The sequence below is a fragment of the Bradyrhizobium xenonodulans genome (assembly GCF_027594865.1).
Taxonomy (GTDB): domain Bacteria; phylum Pseudomonadota; class Alphaproteobacteria; order Rhizobiales; family Xanthobacteraceae; genus Bradyrhizobium; species Bradyrhizobium xenonodulans.
In genome coordinates, this window is sequence record NZ_CP089391.1 from 1,202,834 (window position 1) to 1,223,988 (window position 21,155).

Below are 21,155 nucleotides of genomic sequence, written 5' to 3' on the forward strand. Positions count from 1 at the left end.
CCGTGAAGGACGTGTTATGGCCATCATGATGCCTGCAAGCGACCAGGCGGTGCTCGCGCGCCGCGCTGAGATCGTGGCTGCATTGCGCGCAATCGTGCCCGGCGAGGGCGTGATCGATACGCCCGCCGAGATGCGGGCCTACGAATCCGACGGGCTGACGGCCTATCGGCAGCCGCCGATGGTCGTGGTGCTGCCCGATACGACCGAGCAGGTCTCGCTCGTCCTGAAATATTGTGCCGGGCAGGGTATCAAGGTGGTGCCGCGCGGCTCCGGCACGTCGCTGTCGGGCGGCGCGCTGCCGCTCGAGGACGGCGTGCTGCTGGGGCTCGGCAAGTTCAAGCGCATCCGCGAGATCGATTTCGACAACCGCGTCGTCGTCACCGAGCCCGGCGTCACCAATCTCGCGATCAGCCAGGCGGTCGCGCATGCCGGCTTCTACTACGCGCCCGACCCGTCCTCGCAGATCGCCTGCTCGATCGGCGGCAATGTCGCGGAGAACTCCGGCGGCGTGCATTGTCTCAAATACGGCATGACCACCAACAACGTGCTGGGTTGCGAGATCGTGCTGATGAGCGGCGAGATGCTGCGCATCGGCGGCAAATCGGCGGAGAATTCCGGCTATGACCTGATGGGCGTCATCACCGGCTCCGAAGGCCTGCTCGGTGTCATCACCGAGATCACGGTGCGCATCCTGCAGAAGCCGGAGACGGCGCGCGCGTTGATGGTTGGGTTTGCGCAGGTCGAGGCGGCCGGCGAATGCGTGGCGCGCATCATCGGCGCCGGCATCATTCCCGGCGGCATGGAGATGATGGACAAGCCGGCGATCCACGCCGCGGAGGCCTTCGTCCATGCCGGCTATCCGCTCGACGTCGAGGCGCTGCTCATCATCGAGCTCGACGGTCCCAAGATCGAGGTCGACGAGCTGATCACGCGCGTCGAGACCATTGCGAACGCTTGCGGCTCGACCACCTGTCAGATCTCGACCTCGGAAGCCGAGCGCAATCTGTTCTGGGCCGGCCGCAAGGCCGCATTCCCGGCCGTCGGCCGCATCTCGCCCGACTATCTCTGCATGGACGGCACGATCCCGCGCGGTGCCTTGCCGAAGGCGCTCGCCCGCATCCGCGAGCTTTCGGAAAAATACCAGCTCGGTTGCGCCAACGTGTTCCACGCCGGCGACGGCAATCTGCACCCGCTGATCCTCTATGATGCCAACAAGCCCGGCGAGATCGAGCGCGCCGAAGCCTTCGGCGCCGACATCCTGCGCGCCTGTGTCGAGTTCGGCGGCGTGCTCACCGGCGAGCACGGCGTCGGCATCGAGAAGCGCGATCTCATGGGCGACATGTTCACCGAGATCGACCTCAACCAGCAGCAACGGTTGAAATGCGCCTTCGACGCGCAGGGCCTGCTCAATCCCGGAAAGGTGTTCCCGACCCTGCACCGCTGCGCCGAGCTCGGCCGCATGCATGTGCACGCGGGCAAGCTGGCATTCCCGGACATCCCGCGGTTCTAGGACTGATTGGGAGGGAAGGGCTCACGACGCGAGCGCTTCCCTCCGGGAGATGTTACAACAGGCCGTACTGCGCCCGCTCACGCTTGGCCAGCAGTGGCAGCGCTTCGCCAGCGATGTAGGTCTTGAAGTGTGCGCTCTCCTGATGCGCCTTGAAGGCTGCCTCGTCGCGGAACAGTTCGTAGAACAGGAACTGGGCCGGATTGTCCTTCGCCCGCGAGATCAGGAACAGCTTGACGCCGTCTTCGCGCTGCGCCTCCGGCAGGAAGCGGTCGAGGATCGCGGCGACCTTGTCGGCCTCGCCGGCCTTTGCCTCCCATTGTGCGACGACAAGCAGCCCGCCGCCGTCGACTGCGTCACTGAGGGATTTTTGCGTGGCATAGTGGTTCATGATGTGTGTCTCCATCGGTTGATCTCGACCGCGAGAACTGACTTGTAGCGATGGCCTGCCGGTTATGGTTCGCCGCGGATCGAAGTGTCGACGTCAGCATCGCGCCCCGGCTCAATCGCGACGGCAATGGGCGCCTGCCGACACGCCGCATTTGATTTTAGTGCCGAATTTCGCTACCGCCTTTTCCCGTGGATACGCTCAAGGTCAGAGACGCCAAAGACGTCGAAGAGGTGGTGCGCGCGGCGATTGCCAACGAGCAGCCGCTCGAGATCATCGGTCATGGCTCCAAGCGCGGCATCGGCCATGCGATGGCGACCAACGCCGTGCTCGACGTCTCCGCGCTCAATGCCGTCATCTCCTATGAGCCGAACGAATTGATCGTCACGCTCCAGGCCGGCGCGCCGCTGGGCGACGTGCTGGCGCTGATCGATGCCAAGAACCAGCAATTCGCCTTCGAGCCGATGGACACTGCGCCGCTGCTCGGCACGCCCGCATCGGGCACCATCGGCGGCATGATCGCGGCGGGGCTCGCCGGCCCGCGGCGCATCAAGGCGGGCGGAGCGCGCGATCATCTCCTGGGCGCGCACGCCGTCTCCGGCTTCGGCGACAGCTTCAAGACCGGCGGCAAGGTGGTGAAGAACGTCACCGGCTACGACCTGTGCAAGCTGCTGGCGGGCTCCTGGGGCACGCTGTCTGTCATGACCGAAGTCACGCTCAAGGTGATGCCCAAGCCCGAGGCCGAACGGACGCTGCTGCTGCGCGGGCTGGACGATGCCGTCGCCAACAAGGCGATGACCGCGGCGCTCGGCTCGCCCTTCGACGTCTCCGGTGCCGCCCACCTGCCGAAATCGGCGTTCCGGGCGAAGACCGAGGGACTTGGCGACGTCGCAGGCCAAAGCGAGGCACTGACGGTGCTGCGGCTCGAGGGCATCACCGCCTCTGCCACCCACCGCGCCGGCTCGCTGCGCGAATTGCTGGCGCCGTTCGGAACCGCGACCCTGATCGAGGATGCCGCATCGTCCGCGTTGTGGGCCACCATCCGCGACGTGCTGCCGTTCGCGGCAGGCGGCGCGCTTGGCGCCTGGCCGGTGTGGCGGATCGTCTGCCCGCCCGCCTCAGGCGCGGCGCTCGGGACCCAATTAGCGCGCGAGACCGGCGGCGACGTGATCTACGATTGGGGCGGCGGGCTGATCTGGGCGGCGCTGCCGCCGAAGGGCGATGCCCATGCGTCGGCCGTGCGTCAGCGCGCGGATGCCTTTGGCGGACACGCCACGCTGATCCGGGCGGCCGAGGATGTCAGGCGCGGTGTCGACGTGTTCCATCCGCAAGCGCCAGGTGTTGCCGCGTTGAGTGAGCGGGTGCGCGCCAGCTTCGATCCGAAGACCATTCTCAACCGGGGACGCTTGAGGCGGGGCGCTGCTGAATGAAGACCGAATTCTCACTGGCGCAGCTCGCCGACCCCGATATCGCGCAAGCCGACAAGATCCTGCGCGCCTGCGTCCATTGCGGCTTCTGCACCGCAACCTGCCCGACCTATGTGCTGCTCGGCGACGAGCTCGATAGCCCGCGCGGCCGCATCTACCTGATCAAGGAGATGTTGGAGAAGGACCAGACCCCGACGGCCGAGGTGGTCAAGCATGTCGACCGCTGCCTGTCGTGCCTCGCCTGCATGACGACCTGCCCCTCCGGGGTGAACTACATGCACCTCGTCGACCAGGCCCGGGTCAGGATCGAGCAGCGCTATCAGCGGCCGCTGACCGAGCGGCTGCTGCGCCAGGTGCTCGCCTTCGTGCTGCCGGATCCGCAGCGCTTCCGCATCAGCATGTGGCTGGCGCGGCTCGCCCGTCCGCTGGCCGTATTCCTGCCGACGCCGCGGCCATCGGCCACGCCCGGCCTGATCGAGCGCCTCAAGGCGATGCTGGCGCTGGCCCCGAACCGGCTGCCGGCGCCCGGCGCCCTGCCGGGCAGCGTGTTCGCGGCGCTCGGCAAGAAGCGCGGCCGGGTCGCGCTGTTGCAAGGCTGCGCCCAGCAGGTGCTGGCCCCGCGCATCAACCAGGCCGCCATCAATCTTCTCACCCGCCACGGCATCGAGGTTGTCCTGGTCCGGGACGAGCAATGCTGCGGCGCGCTGACCCATCATCTCGGCAACGACCAGGATGCATTGGCGCGCGCTCGCGCCAACGTCACGGCGTGGCAGAAGGAGGCAGCCCGCGAGGGGCTCGACGCCATCCTGGTGACGGCGTCCGGCTGCGGCACGGTGATCAAGGACTACGGCTATCTCCTGCGCGAGGATCAAGCGTTCGCGGCCGATGCTGCCAAGGTCTCCGCGCTCGCCAAGGACATCACCGAATACGTCGCCGGTCTCGAATTGGAGCAAGTCGCGCGACAGGACAACATCGTCGTCGCCTATCACTCCGCGTGTTCGTTGCAGCACGGACAGAAAATCACGGGCCTTCCGAAAGAATTGCTTTCCAAGAATGGATTCGTGGTGAAAGATGTGCCCGAGAGCCATTTGTGTTGCGGCTCGGCGGGGACCTACAACATTCTCCAGCCCGAGCTTGCGGGCAGGTTGCGCGATCGCAAGGTCGCCAACATCGCGAGCGTCAAGCCGGACATGATTGCCGCGGGCAATATCGGCTGCATGGTGCAGATTGCCAGTGGCACGTCAGTTCCGGTCGTACACACGATTGAGCTTCTCGATTGGGCTACGGGCGGATCGCGGCCGGCAATGAACGCGCAAGTTTGAGCTTTCAAAGCCTGAGCTTTCGTCCGGAGGTGACGGCTGAAGGCGCCCGATCGACCATTGTTTGGCGGCAACAGGAGGACCACGATGGCGAAAGCGAAGAAGAAAAAAAGCAAGAAGGCCAAAAAGGCCAAGAAGGTCGTAGCGGCGAAGAAGACCGCGAAGAAGGCAGCCAAGAAATCTGCGAAGAAGTCTGCCAAGAAGTCAGCGAAGAAATCGGCCAAGAAGGCCGCCCCGAAGAAGGCCGCCAAGAAGGCTGTAAAGAAGTCAGCCAAGAAGGCTGCGCCCAAAAAGGCCGCACCTAAGAAGGCTGCCAAGAAGGCGGCACCGAAGAAGGCGAAGGCAGCTCCCGCGCCGAAGCCGTCAGCGCCGGCGGCCGCTCCGGCTCCCGAGCCCGCCGCCGAGACGAGCTGGGCGATGCCTTCGTCTTCTGCGGAACCGACCCCGGCTGAGGGGCAAGGTTAGGCCCACAGTCAGGTTCGATCCAACGACCCTGATCGACAACAGGAAGGCCGCGGCGGTGACGCTGCGGCCTTTTTGCATCGTCACAATGGTCTTGGGCGGCTGCCGTTTCCCGCGTCAGCCTGATTCGTGGCGCGGGCACCACTGCACCGCTGCCGCCCGTATTAATCCGGGCGGCCCTGTGCACTTTGCAATGCAAATAATGTGCTCCAGAAGCAACACAGCCCGACAACCTTTCGTGGAATCGTCAGAACGCCTAAAAAGTCGGCAGATGCCCGTGATTTTTGCTTCACGGTTCTCATCCTCCCATACAGATTGTCGCAGTAACGAAATCTTGCGGACAGGTCGTGCGCCCGGGGGGCTTCCGGGGACCGACTGGGTAAAACTGGTGATGGGGATTGAAATGAAAAAAGTGACTTTGTTGGCAACGGCGCTGGCAATGGTGACGGGCTCGGCTTTCGCGGCAGACATGCCGGTCAAGGCCATGAAGGCCCCTCCCGTCGTTGCCTTTGATCCCTGGGATGTCGCCTTCGGCGGGGCGATCATGAGCGACTACGTCTTCCGTGGTATCACCCAGTCGAACCACAAGCCGTCGGTCACGGCCTATTTCGAGCCGCGCTACAACGTCACCAAGGACCTCCAGCTCTACATCGGCGTGTCCGGTGAGAGCATCTCCTTCCCGAACCGCGCCGCTGGCGAAATCGACATCTACGGCGGTATCCGCCCGACCTTCGGTGCGTTCGCCTTCGACATCGGCGTCTGGGGCTATCTGTATCCGGGCGGCACCTGCTACTTCGGCGGCACCGGCATCGACTTTGCCGGCGTGGATCATGGCGCTGGCTGCGCCGAGAAGGCCCTCCTGAACACCAATGTGATCAAGAAGGACCTGAGCTTCTTCGAAGTCTACGGCAAGGGTACCTACACGGTGAACGACAACTGGTCGTTCGGCTTCACCGAATACTACACCCCGAGCTATTTGAATTCGGGCGCCTGGGGCAACTACGCGTCGATCACCGGCAAGTATATCGCGCCCCCCACGATCTTCGGCGCCAGCGGCGTCGGCATGTACGTGTCGGGTGAGTTCGGTCGTCAGTGGCTCGGCACGTCCGACAGCTTCTACGGCACGCTCGCCTTCCCGAATGGCATCAAGTACGCCGACTACAACACCTGGAACGTCGGCATCGGCTTCACCTACAAGGTCGCTACGCTCGACCTGCGCTACTCCGACACCAACCTCTCCAAGGGTGATTGCAACGCCTTCACCAGCGACTTCGCGGCTCGCGGCAACATCACGGCTTCGAGCGGCACCTACCTGACCCCGATCAATCCGTCGGGCGTCGGCTCCAATTGGTGCGGCGCCACCGGCATCGCCAAGCTCTCGTTCGACCTGACGGCGATGAGCAACCTGAAGTAAGTTTCTTCCCGAGACGACTTCGAGGGCGGCAGGGCAACCTGCCGCCCTTTTGCTTTGGGGGCGCTGCGAACGTGCTCGGCCTTCATGGTTCACCCGGCGATGCGGAGCATCGTCCGGAGAAGCCCGCCTTTGGCGGGCTCCTCACCGTGAGGGTCTGGGATGTCGCCGCGTGATCAGACCTCATCCTGAGGGCCCGCCAAAGGCGGGCGTCTCGAAGGATGGCCGCAACGAAGGGCCTAGAGCATGATCCGGAAAAGTGCGGAGCGGTTTTCCGAAAAGATCATGCTCAAACAATAGCCTAAGGCGCGATGACGATCCTAATCTCATCGCGCCTTAGCTCCGCGGCACCTGCTTGCGCGTCAGCGCGCCGCGCTCGGCTCGGCCTGGGCGGGCTCGCCGCCCTTGCCGAGAACGTGGATCTCGCCGTCCTTCACCAGCGCCACCTTGCGGGTGTGGAAGGCGTCGAGCGTCGAGCGGTGGCCGATCGAGACGATGGTCGCCTGCGGCAGCTTCTCCGCCAGCAGCCGGTACAGCCGCGCCTCGGAAGGCTCGTCCAGTGACGCCGTGGCCTCGTCGAGGAACAGATAGTCCGGCGCATGCAGCAGCGCGCGGGCGAGCCCCAGCCGCTGCTGCTCGCCGAGCGACAGCATCCGGTTCCAGTGCGCGTCCTCGTTCAATCGGGCTGCAAGCTGCGGCAGGCCGACTGCGGCAAGGACGTCGCGGACCCGCCCCGCATCGAATTGCGCGGCCTCGCCCGGATAGACGACTGCGTCGTGAAGCGAGCCGATCGGCAGATAGGGACGTTGCGGCAGCATCATCAGCCTTGCGTTGGCCGGGACCTCGACCGCTCCACTGCCGAACGGCCAGATGCCGGCAATCGCGCGGAACAGCGTCGACTTGCCGGAGCCGGAGGGACCGATGACGAGCGTCGACTCGCCGGCACGGAAGCTGAAATGCTCGGCCGCAACGAGCGGCGCGCCGTTCGGCAGCTTGACCAGGAGGTGCGGCAGCGCGATCTCGCCATCCGCGGCCGGTTCGACCTGGATCGACGCGGGATCGTCCGCGAGTGTCCTGGCGTTCGCAATCGAGCCCTCGAAACCGTCGAGACGGGCGACGATCGAACGCCATTCCGCCAGGCTGCGATAGGTCGATACGAAGAACGACAGCGAGTCCTGCACGTTGCCAAAGGCTTCCAGCGTCTGGGTGACCGCGCCGAGCTGGATCTTGCCGGCGAAGTAAGCGGGCGCGCACAGGATCACGGGAATGACGACCGAAGCCTGGCTATAGCTGCCCGTGAATGCCGTCAATCGCTTGGTGCGCGTCATCAGCTCGTACCAGTTGCCCATGACGCGGCCGAAGCGCACCAGCAGCCGTTCGCGCTCGCTGGGCTCACCCTTCAAGAGCGCGATCTGTTCACCGTTCTCGCGGACGCGGACGAGGTTGAAGCGGAAATCGGCCTCGAGGCGCTGCTGCGCGAAATTGAGGTTGACCAATGGCTTGCCGATCCAGTGCGTCAGCGCCGTGCCGAAGATCGCGTAGATCAGCGCGGCCCACAGCAGGTATCCCGGGATCGTCAGGTCATGGCCAAAGGCGTGCAGTGGCGCAGCCTCGGACAGATTCCAGAGAATGAAGAGAAACGAGAAGATCGTGACGAGGGAGTTGAGCAGGCCGGTGCCGATCGACAGCGTCTGCTCGACGAACATCTTGACGTCGTCGCTGACGCGTTGGTCCGGGTTGTCGGCCGCATCGCCCCTCAGCTGCATGCGGTAGTGATTGGCATCTTGCAGCCAGCCGCCGAGATAGTGGGTGGTCAGCCAACGGCGCCAGCGGATCTGGAGCCATTGGTTCAGATAGAGCCTGTAGATCTGGAGCAGGACCAACCCGGCTGCAATCACGCAGAACACGACCAGCTCGCGGGAAAATCCGTTCCAGTCCCGGTCCTGCAAGGCGTTGTAGAAGCGGGCGCGCCACTGGTTGATCAGCACGCTGCCGCCGACCATTGCCAGCTCGATGACGATGATGACGGCGAGCAGGCCGCGGCCGGCCCATTTGTCCTCGGACCGGAAATAGGGGGCGGCGATTCGCCAGACGATCGCGAGCGTGGCGCTGATGTTCTTCACAGAGCTCTGTCTCCTGGGGGGATGTGCACAAATGCCCGGCGCCAAATGGCTGAGGCAATGGCGGAAATGGGCGCGCTTAGACTAAAGTCGCAAGCTCAGCAATTTGCGTTGGCTTGTCGCAGCTTGCAACCCTAGCATGGGCTTTAACGGCGCGGGGTGGGGTGCTCCGGGACTTCGCGGGCTTGTGAGCGGACGGGAACCGCTGCGTTCGCGGGGAATTCGCGTCCAGCTCGGGGGTTATCGCTTCCAGCGTCAAGCAGGCTCGGCTCTCCACGCGGGCCGCCTGCCGCAACATGCGTGGGGGAGGAAGACCATGTGGAATCAAGTCTATGATCCGTTGCACAGCCCGGTGCTGTCGACGATCGCGGCGGCGGTGCCTGTCGTCACACTGCTGGTCCTGATCGCGAGCGGCCGCGTCCAGGCTCATATCGCCGCAATCATCGCCGTGATCGTGGCCAATCTGATCACGATCTTCGTCTTCACGATGCCGGCGAACATGTCGATCCGCGCCTCGGTGCTGGGCATCGTGACCGGCTTCTTCCCCATCGGCTGGATCGTTCTCAACGTCATCTTCCTCTACCAGGTGACGGTGACCACCGGGCGCTTCGAACTGCTCAAGCGCGCGGTCGGCGGCGTCACCGAGGACCGGCGGCTGCAATTGCTGCTGATCGCGTTCTCGTTCGGCGCCTTCTTCGAGGGGGCTTCGGGCTTCGGCACGCCGGTCGCCATCACAGGTGCCGTGCTGATCGGCCTCGGCTTCTCGCCGCTCGCCGCTTCCGGCCTGTCGCTGATCGCCAACACCGCGCCGGTCGCCTATGGCGCACTGGGCACGCCGATCCAGGGCCTCGCCTCGGTCACCGGGCTCGATCCCTACATCCTCGGCGCGATGGTCGGACGGCAATTGCCGTTCTTCTCGCTGATCGTGCCGTTCTGGGTGGTGTGGGCGTTCGCGGGCTGGAAGGGCATGAAGGACGTCTGGCCGGCGATCCTCGTCACCGGCGTCTCGTTCGCGATCCCGCAATTCGTGATCTCGAACTACATCAATCCCTGGATCGTCGACATCGGAGCGTCGCTGATCTCGATGGGGGCGCTGATCCTGTTCCTGAAGGTCTGGCAGCCGAGGCAGCTCTGGCTGTCGCCGGCGTTGCGCGGCAACGATGAATCCGCCTCCACCATGGCGGCGGCAAAACCGCTCGACAAGACGCCGCTGACGCAAAGCGAGATGTTCAACGCGCTGCTGCCGTGGATCATCGTCTGCATCGTCATGCTGGTCTGGGGCAACGGCGGCTTCAAGGCCTGGGCGAACTCGATCTTCGTCTGGAACTATCCCGTGCCCGAGCTGCACCAGATGATCAACAAGATGCCGCCGGTCGCGCCAGGACCGACGAAAGAGAGCGCGGTGTTCGGCTTCACCTATCTCTCGTTCACCGGCACGGGCATGCTGATCGCCGCGATCATCTCCGGCTTCCTGATGGGCGTCGGTCCCGGCAAGCTCGTGACCGAGTACGGCCGCACCATCCGGCTGTGCGCGATCTCGCTGATCACGATCTCGGCGATGCTCGCGATCGGTACGCTGACGCGGCTGTCCGGCGTCGACGCGACGCTTGGTTTGGCGTTCGCCGCAACCGGCGTGCTCTATCCCTTCTTCGGCACGCTGCTCGGCTGGCTCGGCGTGGCGCTGACGGGATCGGACACCGCCTCCAACGTGCTGTTCGGAAATCTGCAGAAGATCACCTCCGAGCAGCTCGGCCTGTCGCCCATCCTGATGGGTGCGGCGAACTCGTCCGGCGGCGTGATGGGCAAGATGATCGACGCGCAGTCGATCGTGGTCGCCTCGACCGCGACCAACTGGTACGGCCACGAGGGCACCATCCTGCGCTTCGTGTTCTGGCACTCGATCGTGCTGGCCTGCCTCGTCGGCGTGCTCGTGACGTTGCAGGCCTATGTCTATCCGTTCACGGCGCTGGTCCTGAAGTAACGGCCGACGCCTCGCCCCAACGCAAATCCCCGCAGGGCTTCGCCTTGCGGGGATTTTTGTATCCGGCGTGCGCGAACCTTCTCAACGGCGCCGCCGTCTTATAGAAGGTGCCGCAAATCAGGTCGGTCGAGAGGTCTCATGGTTTCGCTCAAGCAGATGGTGTGTGTAGCGGTTGCAATGCTCGCGATGTCCACGCTCGCGCGTGCCGAGGATGGTTTTCCGTTCGGCACCGAACTGACGCTGGAGGCGCTGCCGCAAGCGGGCTCGAAGCGGATTCCGAACATCGAGATCGGCGACAATGGCGAAGTCGTGCTGGAGCTCTGGTGCAAGGGCGGCAAGGGCCAGTTCTCGGTCGCCGGCAACACCGTGATCTTCGTTCCCGGCCAGATCCAGGACCGTTCCTGCCCGCCGGCCAGAGCCCAGGCCGACGACGATCTCGTCGCAGCGCTCGGCAGCGTCGAGACCTGGAAGCGCCAGGGTGACGTGCTGACGCTGATCGGCCCGAAGTCGCTGCGCTTTCGTACGACCGGGAATTAGCGTCGCTGTCATTCCCCGCAAAGGCGGGGAATCCAGTACGCCGCGGCCTATCGATTCAATCACTTCCGTCTCGGAGTACTGGATCGCCCGGTCAAGCCGGGCGATGACACCGAGTAGGTGGCTACGTCACTTCCACACTGACTTGTCCGCGTCCCAGCGCTGGCCCTTCAGCTCTTTGACGAGCGCCTCGATCGAGCCGTTGTCGTCGGGCTGATCGCCTTCCTCGTCGGCCGTCGCGTCGTCGGACAGGCGGAGCTTGGCGCCGCTGCTCTCGTCCGCGGTCGTGGTCGCGGGGCTGCCGATCCAGAGCATCAGCTTGTCGGTGGTACCGGGCTTGTCGGGCGAGACGAGCCCTGCGACCTCGATCGTGTCGGTGAGCTCGAGTGCCGGGAAATCCTGGTTCGGCCGCTTGAAGACCAGCTTGAGCTTGCCGGTGGCGGGATTGAAGTTTTGCGAGACCGGCTTTGCACTGAGCGTCCTGCTCAGCACGCCGGCGACCGCGGTCGCGAGCTTGTCGCGGTTGAGCTTGTCGCCGTCGCGCCAGTCGGCGGCGGCAAAGCGGATGGTGCGGTCCATCTCGGTCATGCCCGCGGTCCAGCCCGCGGCGGTGACGCCCGGCATCGCCTTGAATTTGGCCAGCAGCGCGCCGGCCCGTTCCGGATCGACCGACATGTTGATGGTCTGCTCGCCGGCGCGCAGCGCATCGCAACCGACCGACAGGCTCGCCAGCGTCACCTCGACGTCCTGGCCCTTCAGGCTCTTCAGGAACTCGGTCGCAGCATCCAGCTTGACCTTGACCGCGATCGCCTCCGGCGAGACGTCGGTGAAATCCTTCGGCTGCGGCGTGATGCCGTCGTCGGAGGTCTGGTTGTCCTGAAATTCCTTCTCGCTGAGATCGGAATTGTCGGGCGAGGTGACCTCGGTCACCACCGAACCGATGCTGATCTGGCCGCGGAATTCGAAATTGTCCCCGGACTGCTTGCGCAGCAGCTTGACGCTCACCGGCGACTTCTCACCGAGGCTCTGCGTCGTGCCCGTCAGGTTCTGGCCCGCGACCTGGAGATTGACGACGAAGCGGTCCTTGCGGTCGGAATTCTTCGCGACAGGATAGCAGACATCGAGCACGGCCGCCGTCACCGTCTTGCCCTGCCGCGTCTCTTTCAGGATCACGTCGGCATTGCCGTCCATCAACCCGTCGATCGAGGTGAAATAGCGCGTTTCCGGCCCGCCCGGCGCCGTGGCCTTGGGCGACAGCTTCATCTGGGCGGATGCGGGATGCGGGGACACGGCGAGCAGGGCGGCCAAAAGAGCTGTCGGGCAAACCAGAAGCGCGCGCATCGACGAAATCCCCAAGCAATCGAATCTGGCGCCACCGTAGTGGGTTTTGGCCGCCGGTTGAATCGGAAAGCGAAAGGGCAGGGTCGGCAAAAAAGAAGGCCGCCCGGAGGCGGCCTTCGCAACATTGTCACGGAACGGACGGCTCAGAAGCCGCCCATGCCGCCGCCGGGCATCGCGGGCGAAGCTTCCTTCTTCGGCATCTCGGCGACCATGGCCTCGGTGGTGACCAGCAGGCCGGCCACGGAGGAGGCGTCCTGAAGGGCGGTGCGGACCACCTTGGCCGGATCGATGATGCCCTTCTCGATCATGTCGACATAGTCCTCGGTCTGGGCGTCGAAGCCGAAGGTCTCGGACTTGTTCTCCAGGATCTTGCCGACGACGATCGAGCCTTCCACGCCCGCGTTCTCGGAGATCTGGCGAATCGGAGCTTCCAGCGCCTTCAGCACGATGTTGATGCCGGCCTGAACGTCGGCATTGGCGTTGGTGAGACGGCCCACCGCCTTCTTGGCGCGGAGCAGCGTCACGCCGCCGCCGGGGACGATGCCTTCCTGCACCGCGGCGCGGGTGGCGTTGAGCGCGTCCTCGACGCGGTCCTTCTTCTCCTTGACCTCGATCTCGGTGGCGCCGCCGACGCGGATCACCGCGACGCCGCCGGCCAGCTTGGCGAGGCGCTCCTGGAGCTTCTCACGGTCGTAGTCCGAGGTGGTCTCCTCGATCTGCGCCTTGATCTGGCCGACGCGGGCCTCGATCTCCGGCTTCTTGCCGGCGCCCTTGACGATCGTGGTGTTCTCCTTGTCGATCACCACCTTGCCCGCGCGTCCCAGCATCTTCACCGTGACGTTCTCGAGCTTGATGCCGAGATCTTCGGAGATGAGCTGGCCGCCGGTGAGGATCGCGAGATCCTCAAGCATGGCCTTGCGGCGGTCGCCGAAGCCCGGCGCCTTGACGGCGGCGACCTTCAGGCCGCCGCGGAGGCGGTTGACGACCAGGGTGGCCAGCGCCTCGCCCTCGACGTCCTCGGCGATGATGACGAGCGGCTTGCCCGACTGCACCACAGCTTCGAGCACCGGCAGCATGGCCTGCAGACCCGACAGCTTCTTCTCGTGCAGGAGGATGTAGGCGTCCTCGAGCTCGGCGGTCATCTTCTCGGCGTTGGTGACGAAGTAGGGCGACAGATAGCCGCGGTCGAACTTCATGCCCTCGACGATGTCGACCTCGGTGTCGAGCGACTTGTTCTCCTCGACGGTGATGACGCCCTCGTTGCCGACCTTCTGCATCGCCTGCGCGATCATCTTGCCGATGGCGGCATCGCCGTTGGCCGAGATGGTGCCGACCTGGGCGACCTCGGAGGACGCCGCAACCGGCTTGGCGCGCTTCTCGATGTCCTTGACGACGGCCGCGACCGCGATGTCGATGCCGCGCTTGAGGTCCATCGGGTTCATGCCGGCGGCAACCGACTTGGCGCCTTCGCGCACGATGGCCTGGGCCAGCACGGTCGCGGTGGTGGTGCCGTCGCCGGCGAGGTCGTTGGTCTTGGAGGCGACCTCGCGCACCATCTGGGCGCCCATGTTCTCGAACTTGTCCTCGAGCTCGATCTCCTTGGCGACGGTGACGCCGTCCTTGGTGATGCGGGGCGCGCCGAAGCTCTTCTCGATGACGACGTTGCGGCCCTTCGGGCCGAGCGTCACCTTGACGGCGTTGGCGAGAATGTCGACGCCGCGCAGCATGCGATCGCGCGCGTCTCCGGAAAACTTGACGTCTTTGGCAGCCATGTCTGCAATTCCCTGTGTTTCGTGATGTGTCTGACGCTGGTTCGGAATGATGGATGCCCGGACCTCCGCGATCCGGGCATGACATTCAGCGGCTGTTCAGGCAGGCGGCCTTAGGCCAGAACGCCCATGATGTCCGACTCCTTCATGATCAGGAGATCTTCGTTGTCGATCTTGACCTCGGTGCCCGACCACTTGCCGAACAGCACGCGGTCGCCGATCTTGAGGTCGATCGGGATCAGCTTGCCGGCTTCGTCACGGCCGCCGGGGCCGACGGCGACGATTTCGCCCTGGGACGGCTTTTCCTTGGCGGTGTCCGGAATGATGATGCCGCCCCTGGTCTTTTCCTCGGCGTCGATACGTTTGACCACGACACGGTCATGCAGCGGACGAAATTTGGATTTAGCCATGACGTTTCCCTTTGGAGGCTCGCTTCGGAATTAGTGGAAGTGGGTGGGGCGGCGCTTCCGTCCACCCCCTTTCCGAGGATCGAACGGCGCGCTTAGCAATCGGGCTTTCCGAGTGCTAATAGTGCGCCCGGAAATATGGCTTGGCCGCGATCCTGTCAAGCAAAGGTGGTTAAGCGATTGGTGAGGCGGATATAGGATGGTGGCATTGGAAACTCGATCGGGGCGCCGGCGTATCAAAGGACGTCATTGCTCCGGCGGCGGTTTTGCGCTTGGCTGCGGGAGGGGTGCGGCCATGGTCTTGTTCGGGGGAATGCCATGATCAGTTCGGCTCACGCGCGCACGGTCGCCAATCTGGCGGCCGCTTCTTGCCTGGCGCTGCTGCTGGGCGCCTGCGGCGGCGGCATGAGCCTGCCGTCGTTCTCGTCGTCTTCGCCGCCGCCCGAGGCCGAGCCCGGGACCGGTCCGGAAATGCCGGCGAGCATCCGTGCCGACGAGATCGTCGGCCGCTGGGGCCTGGCCTCGTTCCAGAACCCGGCCGACCGCGCCCGGACCGAGGCGGCGGCCCGCGCCCAGTGCAAGAATCCCTACGTGATCACCGCAGGTTCCTCCGGCGGCGTGATCATGCATCTCGCCGACCAGGCGACGCCGCAGGAACTGCGGCTGAAGGGCTCGCCCAGCGGCAAGAACTATATCGGCCCGGCCGGTCCCACTCCCGGCGAGCAGGACCGTGAGATCGTCTCCTTCGACGGCCGCGTCCTGATCACCCGCTTCATCGACAAGGACGCCGCCACTCGCTACGGCAACATGGTCTACGTCCGCTGCGCGCCGAGGGCGTAGCCTCTCTTTCGTCATGCCCCGCGTAGTGCGCAATTGCGCACGGGGGCGGGGCATCCAGTACGCCGCAGCTTCTCGGCTCAATCACTGCCGTCTCTGGAATACTGGATCGTCCGCCTTCGCGGACGATGACAGCGGAGGGGGCTCAAAAACAAAAAACGCCGGCTCTCGCCGGCGTTTTGTTTTTCTGTCTGTCGCCGTCCGATCAGTCGAACAGTGCGTCGATGTCGTCCTGCGAGGCATGGCCGACGTCGCCGGCGAGCTTGGGGCCGTTGAGGAGCTTGTCGTCCTCGCTGCGGTTGTCGACCTGCGGCTGGACGTGAGACTTGATCGCGTCGACGCCGCCCCAGATGTCCATCATCGCATTGATGTGCTGCTCGATGAACTTCATCGTGGTCATGACCTTGCTGATGCGCTGGCCGGTCAGGTCCTGGAAGTTGCAGGCTTCGAAGATCGAGATGACGCGTTCCTGGATGTCGTCGGCGAGCCGCTTCTGCTGGTCGGCCGATTGCACCTTCGACATCGCGCTGGCAGCCTGGTCGATCGACTCGGCAGCTTCGAGAATTTGCTGGGTGGCCTGCTCGGTGCCGCCGACGACTGCGCCGAGCTCGCCATTGACCTTGGCCATCTCCGCGCCATCGAAGCTTTTGCCGTGCAGCGTCGCGATTTCGCGCTTGGTGCGGTCGATGGCGTCGTGGATCAGATCGAGCTCGATCTTCAGTTTCTCGCACTGCTCGATCTGCGCCCGGTACGTCTCGAGCATCGTGCGTGCGTCGGAAAGCTCCTGGGCCGTGGAAGCGTCGATCGCCGCCATCGCTGCGCTGCCGGACAGGGGCACAGGTGCGCCACCCTTCGCCATCTGGGCGCGGATCGCACGCAGCTCTGCCATGATTTCACTATGCATGGGCGCAGCCTCCTCAATCATTTCGGGGCTGGGCATCTCGCCGACAATAGCCTCTTCGACACGAAAACGTTTGCGGTGAATAGCCATCAGGAACTCCCCCCACCTCACTCACGCGTCTTTGTAGGCAGAAGCGATTTAACACGAAGTTCACAGCAGGAACTGTTGTGCGGCCGCGCGCGACGGCTTGAAAAGAAGCGATTAACCATGGGTGCGCGTCATTCATCGAAAATAAACGCTGATCGCCAAATTGCACCCTCGCTCGCGACGTGGTGAATCCAAACGCCCGATACGTTTACCAAACAAAACGGCTTTTGCTCTTTATTGACCACGTCGCGGACGCCGATCAATCGTCGGCTCTGCACGACGCATGTGATCTAGACGAAACAGTACAGAGTACGTCGATGTTCAAGAAAATGTCTGTCGCGCTGCTCGGCAGCGCTTGCACCTTCATTGCCGGCGCGAACAGCGCCAGCGCCTTCGACAATAGCGTGCCGAACGATCCGCCCGCGGTGCTTTACCAGCCGCAGGTGCCGCCGGCGCCGGTGCGCGTCGCCTCCAATGCGAACATGGGCGGCGGCTTCATCGAGTTTCTGTTCGGCGACGGTCCCGGCCGCGGCCCGGCCTACGCTCCGCAGCAGCCGGTCTATCAGCAGCAGCCCGGCTACTACGACCAGCGCCGCCTGCCGCCGATGGGCGAGCCGCAAGTCCAGGGTGGATATCAGCAAGGCGCGGTTCAGCAGGAGGCGATCGATCCGCGGCAGCGTCAGTTCGATCCGAGATTCGAGAAACAATCCGTTGACTATAGCGGCAAGGAAGGCGCCGGCACGATCGTGGTCGATACGCCGAACAAGTTCCTCTATCTCGTCGAGGGCAACGGCCGGGCGATGCGCTACGGCATCGGCGTCGGCCGTCCCGGCTTCACCTGGTCGGGCGTGAAGTCGATTACGGCCAAGCGCGAATGGCCGGACTGGACGCCGCCGGCGGAAATGATCGCGCGCCGCCCCGATTTGCCCAGGCACATGGAGGGCGGCCCGGAGAATCCGCTCGGCGCCCGCGCGATGTATCTGGGCTCGACGCTCTACCGTATCCACGGTTCCAACGAGCCCTGGACCATCGGCACCAACGTCTCCTCCGGCTGCATCCGCATGCGCAATGAGGATGTCATCGACCTCTATGGCCGGGTCAATGTCGGCACCAAGGTCGTGGTGATGTGATCGGCCGTTTTTTCCCCTCTCTCACGAGCGGGAGAGGGGGAAACCGGACCTGACCGAATTGAAGCCGAGTGTTGCCCGCGCGCAATGGACGCGCTTCCGGACGGCTGCCATAAGCCTGCCCAACACGGCTGGGCCGCGAAGCACTTCGCGGAACCATCGAGTTGCTAACCAATTATGAACCTGTCGCTGTCTATTTGAAACCAATTGGGCAGAGTACAGGGGAACGAGGACCATGGCAGACCGCGGCGCACTCAAGCTGGTGGGATTTATCTTCGCGACCGCGACGCTGGCAGTGATGCTGGTCGCCGGCATGGTGGTGAAGGGCTATGCCGACGGCGCCTACACGCTGGAAGCCTCGAGCGTCGACGCGAGCCGTTAAGGGCTCGTTAACTCTTCAGGGGCCGCCAAGCGGCCTCCGCCGTCAACGGCTATAGACGAACGCCAGCACCGCGATCGCAACCGCCAGCAATCCCACAAAGCGCAGCATGATCGTGCCGAACTGGTTCGGCGCGGGCCGCAGCGGGATAGGGTCCGTGTTGTCGGGCCGGATGCTTTCCATCTGAAATGTCCCCAGGCCCGCGTAACACCGACGGGCGCTTGGCATTGGTCGCCGGGATGGGGTGGTGGGTTCAAACCGCACCCGTCGCTGTCATGCCCCCGCAGGCGGGGCATCCAGTACGCCGCAGCGTCTCGGCTCAATCACTACCGTCTCGGAGTACTGGATCACCTGCTCCAGTGCACAATTGCGCCCAAGGCGGGTGATGACACCTGTAATGACGGGACAGTTGTGCCCGCGTCACATGCACCCCGAATCAAAACCGCCGCGCCCCTTGCGGAACGCGGCGGCCGGTGATGCTTGACGTCGGTGCTTAGCTGTTGCGCAGGCCGTCGGCGGCGCGCTTCCACTGCGCGACGTTGTCGGCGATCATGCGGGTCGACTTCATCGCGGCCTGGCTGAGCTGGGCGTAGCCGGAGATCTCGCGCTGCACGCGCTGGCCTTCGGCATGGAGCAGGTCGCGCAGGCTTTCGAGCTCGGAGATCAGGTTCTCGATCTCGGCGAGCGAGGTGCCGGCGACGCGCTGGATCAGCGAGTTGACGTTGGTGACGGTGGCTTCCGCGCTCGGATCGAGCGGCGGCGCGTCGGTGGTCGTCGCGGCCGGGCGGCGCAGATAGGCGATGTCGTTGCGGACGAAGTCACGGATGCCGGCTTCGACTTCCGTCACGGCGGCGAGGTTGGTGTCGACCGTCTCGGTCTCGGTGGTCTCGGTCTTTTCCGGACGCATGGCGTTCATCGTTATTCCCCTGTTCGCGTTGAGCGCAGCGCGAGTGTCCCCCGCACGACGACGTCTGTAAGGCGACTAGGGCGCCGGATTTTGACCGCAACTGGGCAGAGCTGCGGCAAGGGCGGACCAATTGGGGGCTTTGCAGTGGCGTATGGTTAGGGAAGTCTGAATGCGGTCGCGGCAATGAACCTCCATCCCCTCATGGTGAGGAGCGCGCCCTTCGCGCGCGTCTCGAACCATGAAAGGCCCGGCTCTCGCACCGGGGGCCTCGATCCTTCGAGACGCGCTCCGTTGGAGCGCTCCTCAGGATGAGGGGAGGGGTGGCGCGCTGGGCTCACCAGCTCTTCTTGAAGCCCGCGCTCAGGCTCTTGTTGATCGCGCCTTGCGAGGTCTCGCCGACCGAGCCGGAGACGGTGACGTTGTCGAACAGTTTTTGCTCGGCGCCGAACTTGCGCAGCCATTTGTCGTCGGTGGTCGACAGCGCCTGGCCGGCGCTGATGCTGGTGCCGGTGTCGGTGAGGGTGACCTTGGCGGTCTGGTCGGTCTCGTAATTGCGCGTGATGTGGCCGCCGATGCCGGGGACGGCCGTGGTGCCCTGCTGGTTGACGCTGTAGCCGTTCTGGAGCGTCAGCGAAGTGTCGCCCGACAGCGGCACCGACTTGATCAGCGAGGCCCCGATCTTGCTCTGCTCGGAGCCGGGATCGACGCGGGCTTCCACGGCGGTCTTGTCCCAGATCGAGCCCGCGCCCGGCGCGGTCGCCGCTGCCCAGGCGCTGCCGGAGGATTGCGGCACGCTGCCGCCATTGGTGGCCTTCTGCGCCAAGAGCTCGGACATCGTCCTGGGCTCGCTCGTCACCGTCATGTCGGCGCCGATCCGCGCATCCCAGAACGAGAACACGGACTGCTTCACCGTGACCGCCGCGGAGCCGTTCGCATTCTGGTTCGACGACCAGTTCATCCCGTCATTGGCAGCGGCCTGGGCGCGCTTCTTGGCGGCCATGGCGTCAATGCCGGTGCCGGCATCGACCGCGAGCTGGCTCCAGTCGAGCTTGTCGACGTCGATGCTCTTGAGCACGTCGGGATCGTTGACGTCAGGGGTCGCCTCCGCGGTCTCGGCGGCCTCGGCCTCATCGTCGGGCACTGCTGCGGGTGAGGAGAAGGGCGGGATGATCTGCGCCGAAACCGTCAGCACCGAGCCCAAAATGAACATGGCCGCCAGTGCCGGGAGCCTGGTCCAGCCAAAACCTGTCGAGAATTCCATCGTCCTGCCCGCGAGCCCTGGTGCATGCGTGCCGCCAATATAATGCGGCTCTCGGTGATGACCATGCGCCATTCGGTCCGTTCAAACCATGGTGATCTATCGTTGCGAAATTGTGGCGGCTCGCTCCGCCCTGAGCATGATCCGGACCCGAAGGGCCGCGCTGGTGCAAAAGTGTGCAGCGGTTTTCGCTTGCGACAAACGCGGAGCGCGTTTGCGCGGAGATCATGCTCGAACAACTAGAATGATGAACCAACGGGCCGCGCGAAAGGCGCGCGCCCGGCGACGAGCTTCTGACACGATGGCGTCCGGCGGGGCTGGAGGCCGGGACGCGTCGCGGCGAGCATCAGTCGTCGGTCCCGACAAGCGGGGCCCGTTGGTGTCCCCTCAGCCGACGCGCGTCATCTTTGGCAGATGAATGGCGCGGCCAAGTGCCTGCTCGACCAGGTCGAAGGTGTCGACCAGCACGCGCATGCTGATCAGCTTGCCGGCCCTGAACTGGGCGAACTGCGCCACGCGCAGCGAGATCGGCTTGTCGGAATCGAGCGCGGTGAGCGAATAGCGCAGCATCGAGGCGGCGGAATCGACGCCCAGCATGATGCTCTCGCGGTCAAAGCGGCGGACGCGGAAATTGTCGGCGAGCTGGTGGATGACGTCGAGCACGGCATCCTTGCCCTGGCGCGCGCCGAGGAACGGAAACATGTCGATCGGGCCGTAGATCGCCCATTCGACGTCCTCGTCGATCAAGGCCTCGATATCCTCGAAATGCCGGTCGTTCACCGCGCGGTGCAACGCGCGCGAGAAACGCCAGAGGCTGTGCTCTGTCATTTTGGGGGCGTCCTGAAACTGGCTTTGCAAAAAAAACGAGAGCAGCCCCATGCACAATCTGGTGCCCCGGGGTTGCTCAACTCATTTGTGTGCGAACAAATACGCGATTTCGGTCAAGACGCAATTCACGATTTCGCAATGCACAATTGAGCGCAGATTGTGAGA

At 64.5% G+C, this 21,155-nt stretch carries 20 protein-coding genes; 10 read left to right on the plus strand and 10 right to left on the minus strand.

Features of this window, described 5'->3' with window-relative positions; translation table 11 throughout:
• Nucleotides 1-16: 16 nt before the first annotated feature.
• The gene (locus tag I3J27_RS05685; RefSeq protein WP_270166247.1) at nt 17-1,510 is read left to right on the plus strand and encodes an FAD-linked oxidase C-terminal domain-containing protein; all 1,494 of its coding nucleotides are present in this window, start codon (nt 17-19) and stop codon (nt 1,508-1,510) included.
• 52 nt (nt 1,511-1,562) lie between these two features.
• On the opposite strand, the gene I3J27_RS05690 is transcribed toward I3J27_RS05685, so the two are convergent.
• Nucleotides 1,563-1,898 (minus strand): putative quinol monooxygenase, encoded by a 336-nt coding sequence (locus I3J27_RS05690; protein ID WP_270166249.1) that lies wholly within the window; start codon nt 1,896-1,898, stop codon nt 1,563-1,565.
• Nucleotides 1,899-2,086: 188 nt separating this feature from the next.
• On the opposite strand from I3J27_RS05690, the gene I3J27_RS05695 reads away from it, so the two are divergent.
• The 4 genes from I3J27_RS05695 (at nt 2,087) to I3J27_RS05710 (ending at nt 6,517) form a co-directional block, all read left to right on the plus strand.
• On the plus strand, nt 2,087-3,325 hold the full coding sequence (locus I3J27_RS05695; RefSeq protein ID WP_270166251.1) for an FAD-binding protein: 1,239 nt from the start codon (nt 2,087-2,089) through the stop codon (nt 3,323-3,325).
• Nucleotides 3,322-4,644: a glycolate oxidase subunit GlcF gene (glcF, locus tag I3J27_RS05700; RefSeq protein ID WP_270166253.1), complete on the plus strand. Its 1,323-nt coding sequence runs from the start codon at nt 3,322-3,324 to the stop codon at nt 4,642-4,644. The genes I3J27_RS05695 and glcF overlap by 4 nt, the downstream gene beginning before the upstream one ends.
• Nucleotides 4,645-4,728: 84 nt before the next feature.
• A complete protein-coding gene (locus tag I3J27_RS05705) occupies nt 4,729-5,106 on the plus strand; it encodes a histone (RefSeq protein WP_270166255.1) in 378 nt (125 codons plus the stop codon).
• A gap of 400 nt (nt 5,107-5,506) precedes the next feature.
• Nucleotides 5,507-6,517 (plus strand): TorF family putative porin, encoded by a 1,011-nt coding sequence (locus I3J27_RS05710; RefSeq protein WP_270166257.1) that lies wholly within the window; start codon nt 5,507-5,509, stop codon nt 6,515-6,517.
• A gap of 359 nt (nt 6,518-6,876) precedes the next feature.
• On the opposite strand, the gene I3J27_RS05715 is transcribed toward I3J27_RS05710, so the two are convergent.
• Nucleotides 6,877-8,637, minus strand: coding sequence for an ABC transporter ATP-binding protein/permease (locus tag I3J27_RS05715; protein WP_270166260.1), 1,761 nt, complete (start codon nt 8,635-8,637; stop codon nt 6,877-6,879).
• A 313-nt stretch (nt 8,638-8,950) separates the two neighbouring features.
• On the opposite strand from I3J27_RS05715, the gene I3J27_RS05720 reads away from it, so the two are divergent.
• Entirely contained in the window at nt 8,951-10,615 is a 1,665-nt protein-coding gene (locus tag I3J27_RS05720; RefSeq protein WP_270166262.1) for an L-lactate permease, read from the plus strand.
• Nucleotides 10,616-10,753: 138 nt separating this feature from the next.
• On the plus strand, nt 10,754-11,152 hold the full coding sequence (locus I3J27_RS05725; RefSeq protein WP_270166264.1) for an META domain-containing protein: 399 nt from the start codon (nt 10,754-10,756) through the stop codon (nt 11,150-11,152).
• A 126-nt stretch (nt 11,153-11,278) separates the two neighbouring features.
• Here I3J27_RS05725 and I3J27_RS05730 read toward each other — a convergent pair whose 3' ends face one another.
• The 3 genes from I3J27_RS05730 to I3J27_RS05740 form a co-directional block, all read right to left on the minus strand.
• On the minus strand, nt 11,279-12,490 hold the full coding sequence (locus I3J27_RS05730; protein WP_270166266.1) for a hypothetical protein: 1,212 nt from the start codon (nt 12,488-12,490) through the stop codon (nt 11,279-11,281).
• A gap of 143 nt (nt 12,491-12,633) precedes the next feature.
• Nucleotides 12,634-14,262 (minus strand): chaperonin GroEL, encoded by a 1,629-nt coding sequence (gene groL / locus I3J27_RS05735; protein ID WP_270166268.1) that lies wholly within the window; start codon nt 14,260-14,262, stop codon nt 12,634-12,636.
• Nucleotides 14,263-14,372: 110 nt separating this feature from the next.
• Nucleotides 14,373-14,669, minus strand: coding sequence for a co-chaperone GroES (locus I3J27_RS05740; protein WP_270166270.1), 297 nt, complete (start codon nt 14,667-14,669; stop codon nt 14,373-14,375).
• A 315-nt stretch (nt 14,670-14,984) separates the two neighbouring features.
• Between I3J27_RS05740 and I3J27_RS05745 the strand changes: the two genes are divergently transcribed.
• Nucleotides 14,985-15,506 carry a hypothetical protein gene (locus I3J27_RS05745; RefSeq protein WP_007596953.1) on the plus strand — a complete coding sequence of 174 codons (522 nt, stop codon included), beginning with the start codon at nt 14,985-14,987 and terminating at the stop codon, nt 15,504-15,506.
• Nucleotides 15,507-15,708: 202 nt separating this feature from the next.
• Here I3J27_RS05745 and I3J27_RS05750 read toward each other — a convergent pair whose 3' ends face one another.
• On the minus strand, nt 15,709-16,494 hold the full coding sequence (locus I3J27_RS05750; RefSeq protein WP_270166273.1) for a protein phosphatase CheZ: 786 nt from the start codon (nt 16,492-16,494) through the stop codon (nt 15,709-15,711).
• A 314-nt stretch (nt 16,495-16,808) separates the two neighbouring features.
• Between I3J27_RS05750 and I3J27_RS05755 the strand changes: the two genes are divergently transcribed.
• Both I3J27_RS05755 and I3J27_RS05760 read left to right on the plus strand, forming a co-directional pair.
• Nucleotides 16,809-17,621: a L,D-transpeptidase gene (locus I3J27_RS05755; RefSeq protein ID WP_270166275.1), complete on the plus strand. Its 813-nt coding sequence runs from the start codon at nt 16,809-16,811 to the stop codon at nt 17,619-17,621.
• A 232-nt stretch (nt 17,622-17,853) separates the two neighbouring features.
• The gene (locus I3J27_RS05760) at nt 17,854-18,000 is read left to right on the plus strand and encodes a hypothetical protein (protein WP_027534250.1); all 147 of its coding nucleotides are present in this window, start codon (nt 17,854-17,856) and stop codon (nt 17,998-18,000) included.
• Nucleotides 18,001-18,042: 42 nt separating this feature from the next.
• On the opposite strand, the gene I3J27_RS05765 is transcribed toward I3J27_RS05760, so the two are convergent.
• The 4 genes from I3J27_RS05765 to I3J27_RS05780 all read right to left on the minus strand — a co-directional run bounded on the left by I3J27_RS05765 (nt 18,043) and on the right by I3J27_RS05780 (nt 20,990).
• Nucleotides 18,043-18,180: a hypothetical protein gene (locus I3J27_RS05765; RefSeq protein WP_014492018.1), complete on the minus strand. Its 138-nt coding sequence runs from the start codon at nt 18,178-18,180 to the stop codon at nt 18,043-18,045.
• Between the two features lie 310 nt (nt 18,181-18,490).
• Complete coding sequence (locus I3J27_RS05770) at nt 18,491-18,913, minus strand: hypothetical protein (RefSeq protein WP_195800494.1); 423 nt, start codon at nt 18,911-18,913, stop codon at nt 18,491-18,493.
• 325 nt (nt 18,914-19,238) lie between these two features.
• Nucleotides 19,239-20,165 (minus strand): hypothetical protein, encoded by a 927-nt coding sequence (locus I3J27_RS05775; RefSeq protein WP_270166281.1) that lies wholly within the window; start codon nt 20,163-20,165, stop codon nt 19,239-19,241.
• Nucleotides 20,166-20,549: 384 nt separating this feature from the next.
• Complete coding sequence (locus I3J27_RS05780; RefSeq protein WP_270166283.1) at nt 20,550-20,990, minus strand: nuclear transport factor 2 family protein; 441 nt, start codon at nt 20,988-20,990, stop codon at nt 20,550-20,552.
• Nucleotides 20,991-21,155: the final 165 nt, after the last annotated feature.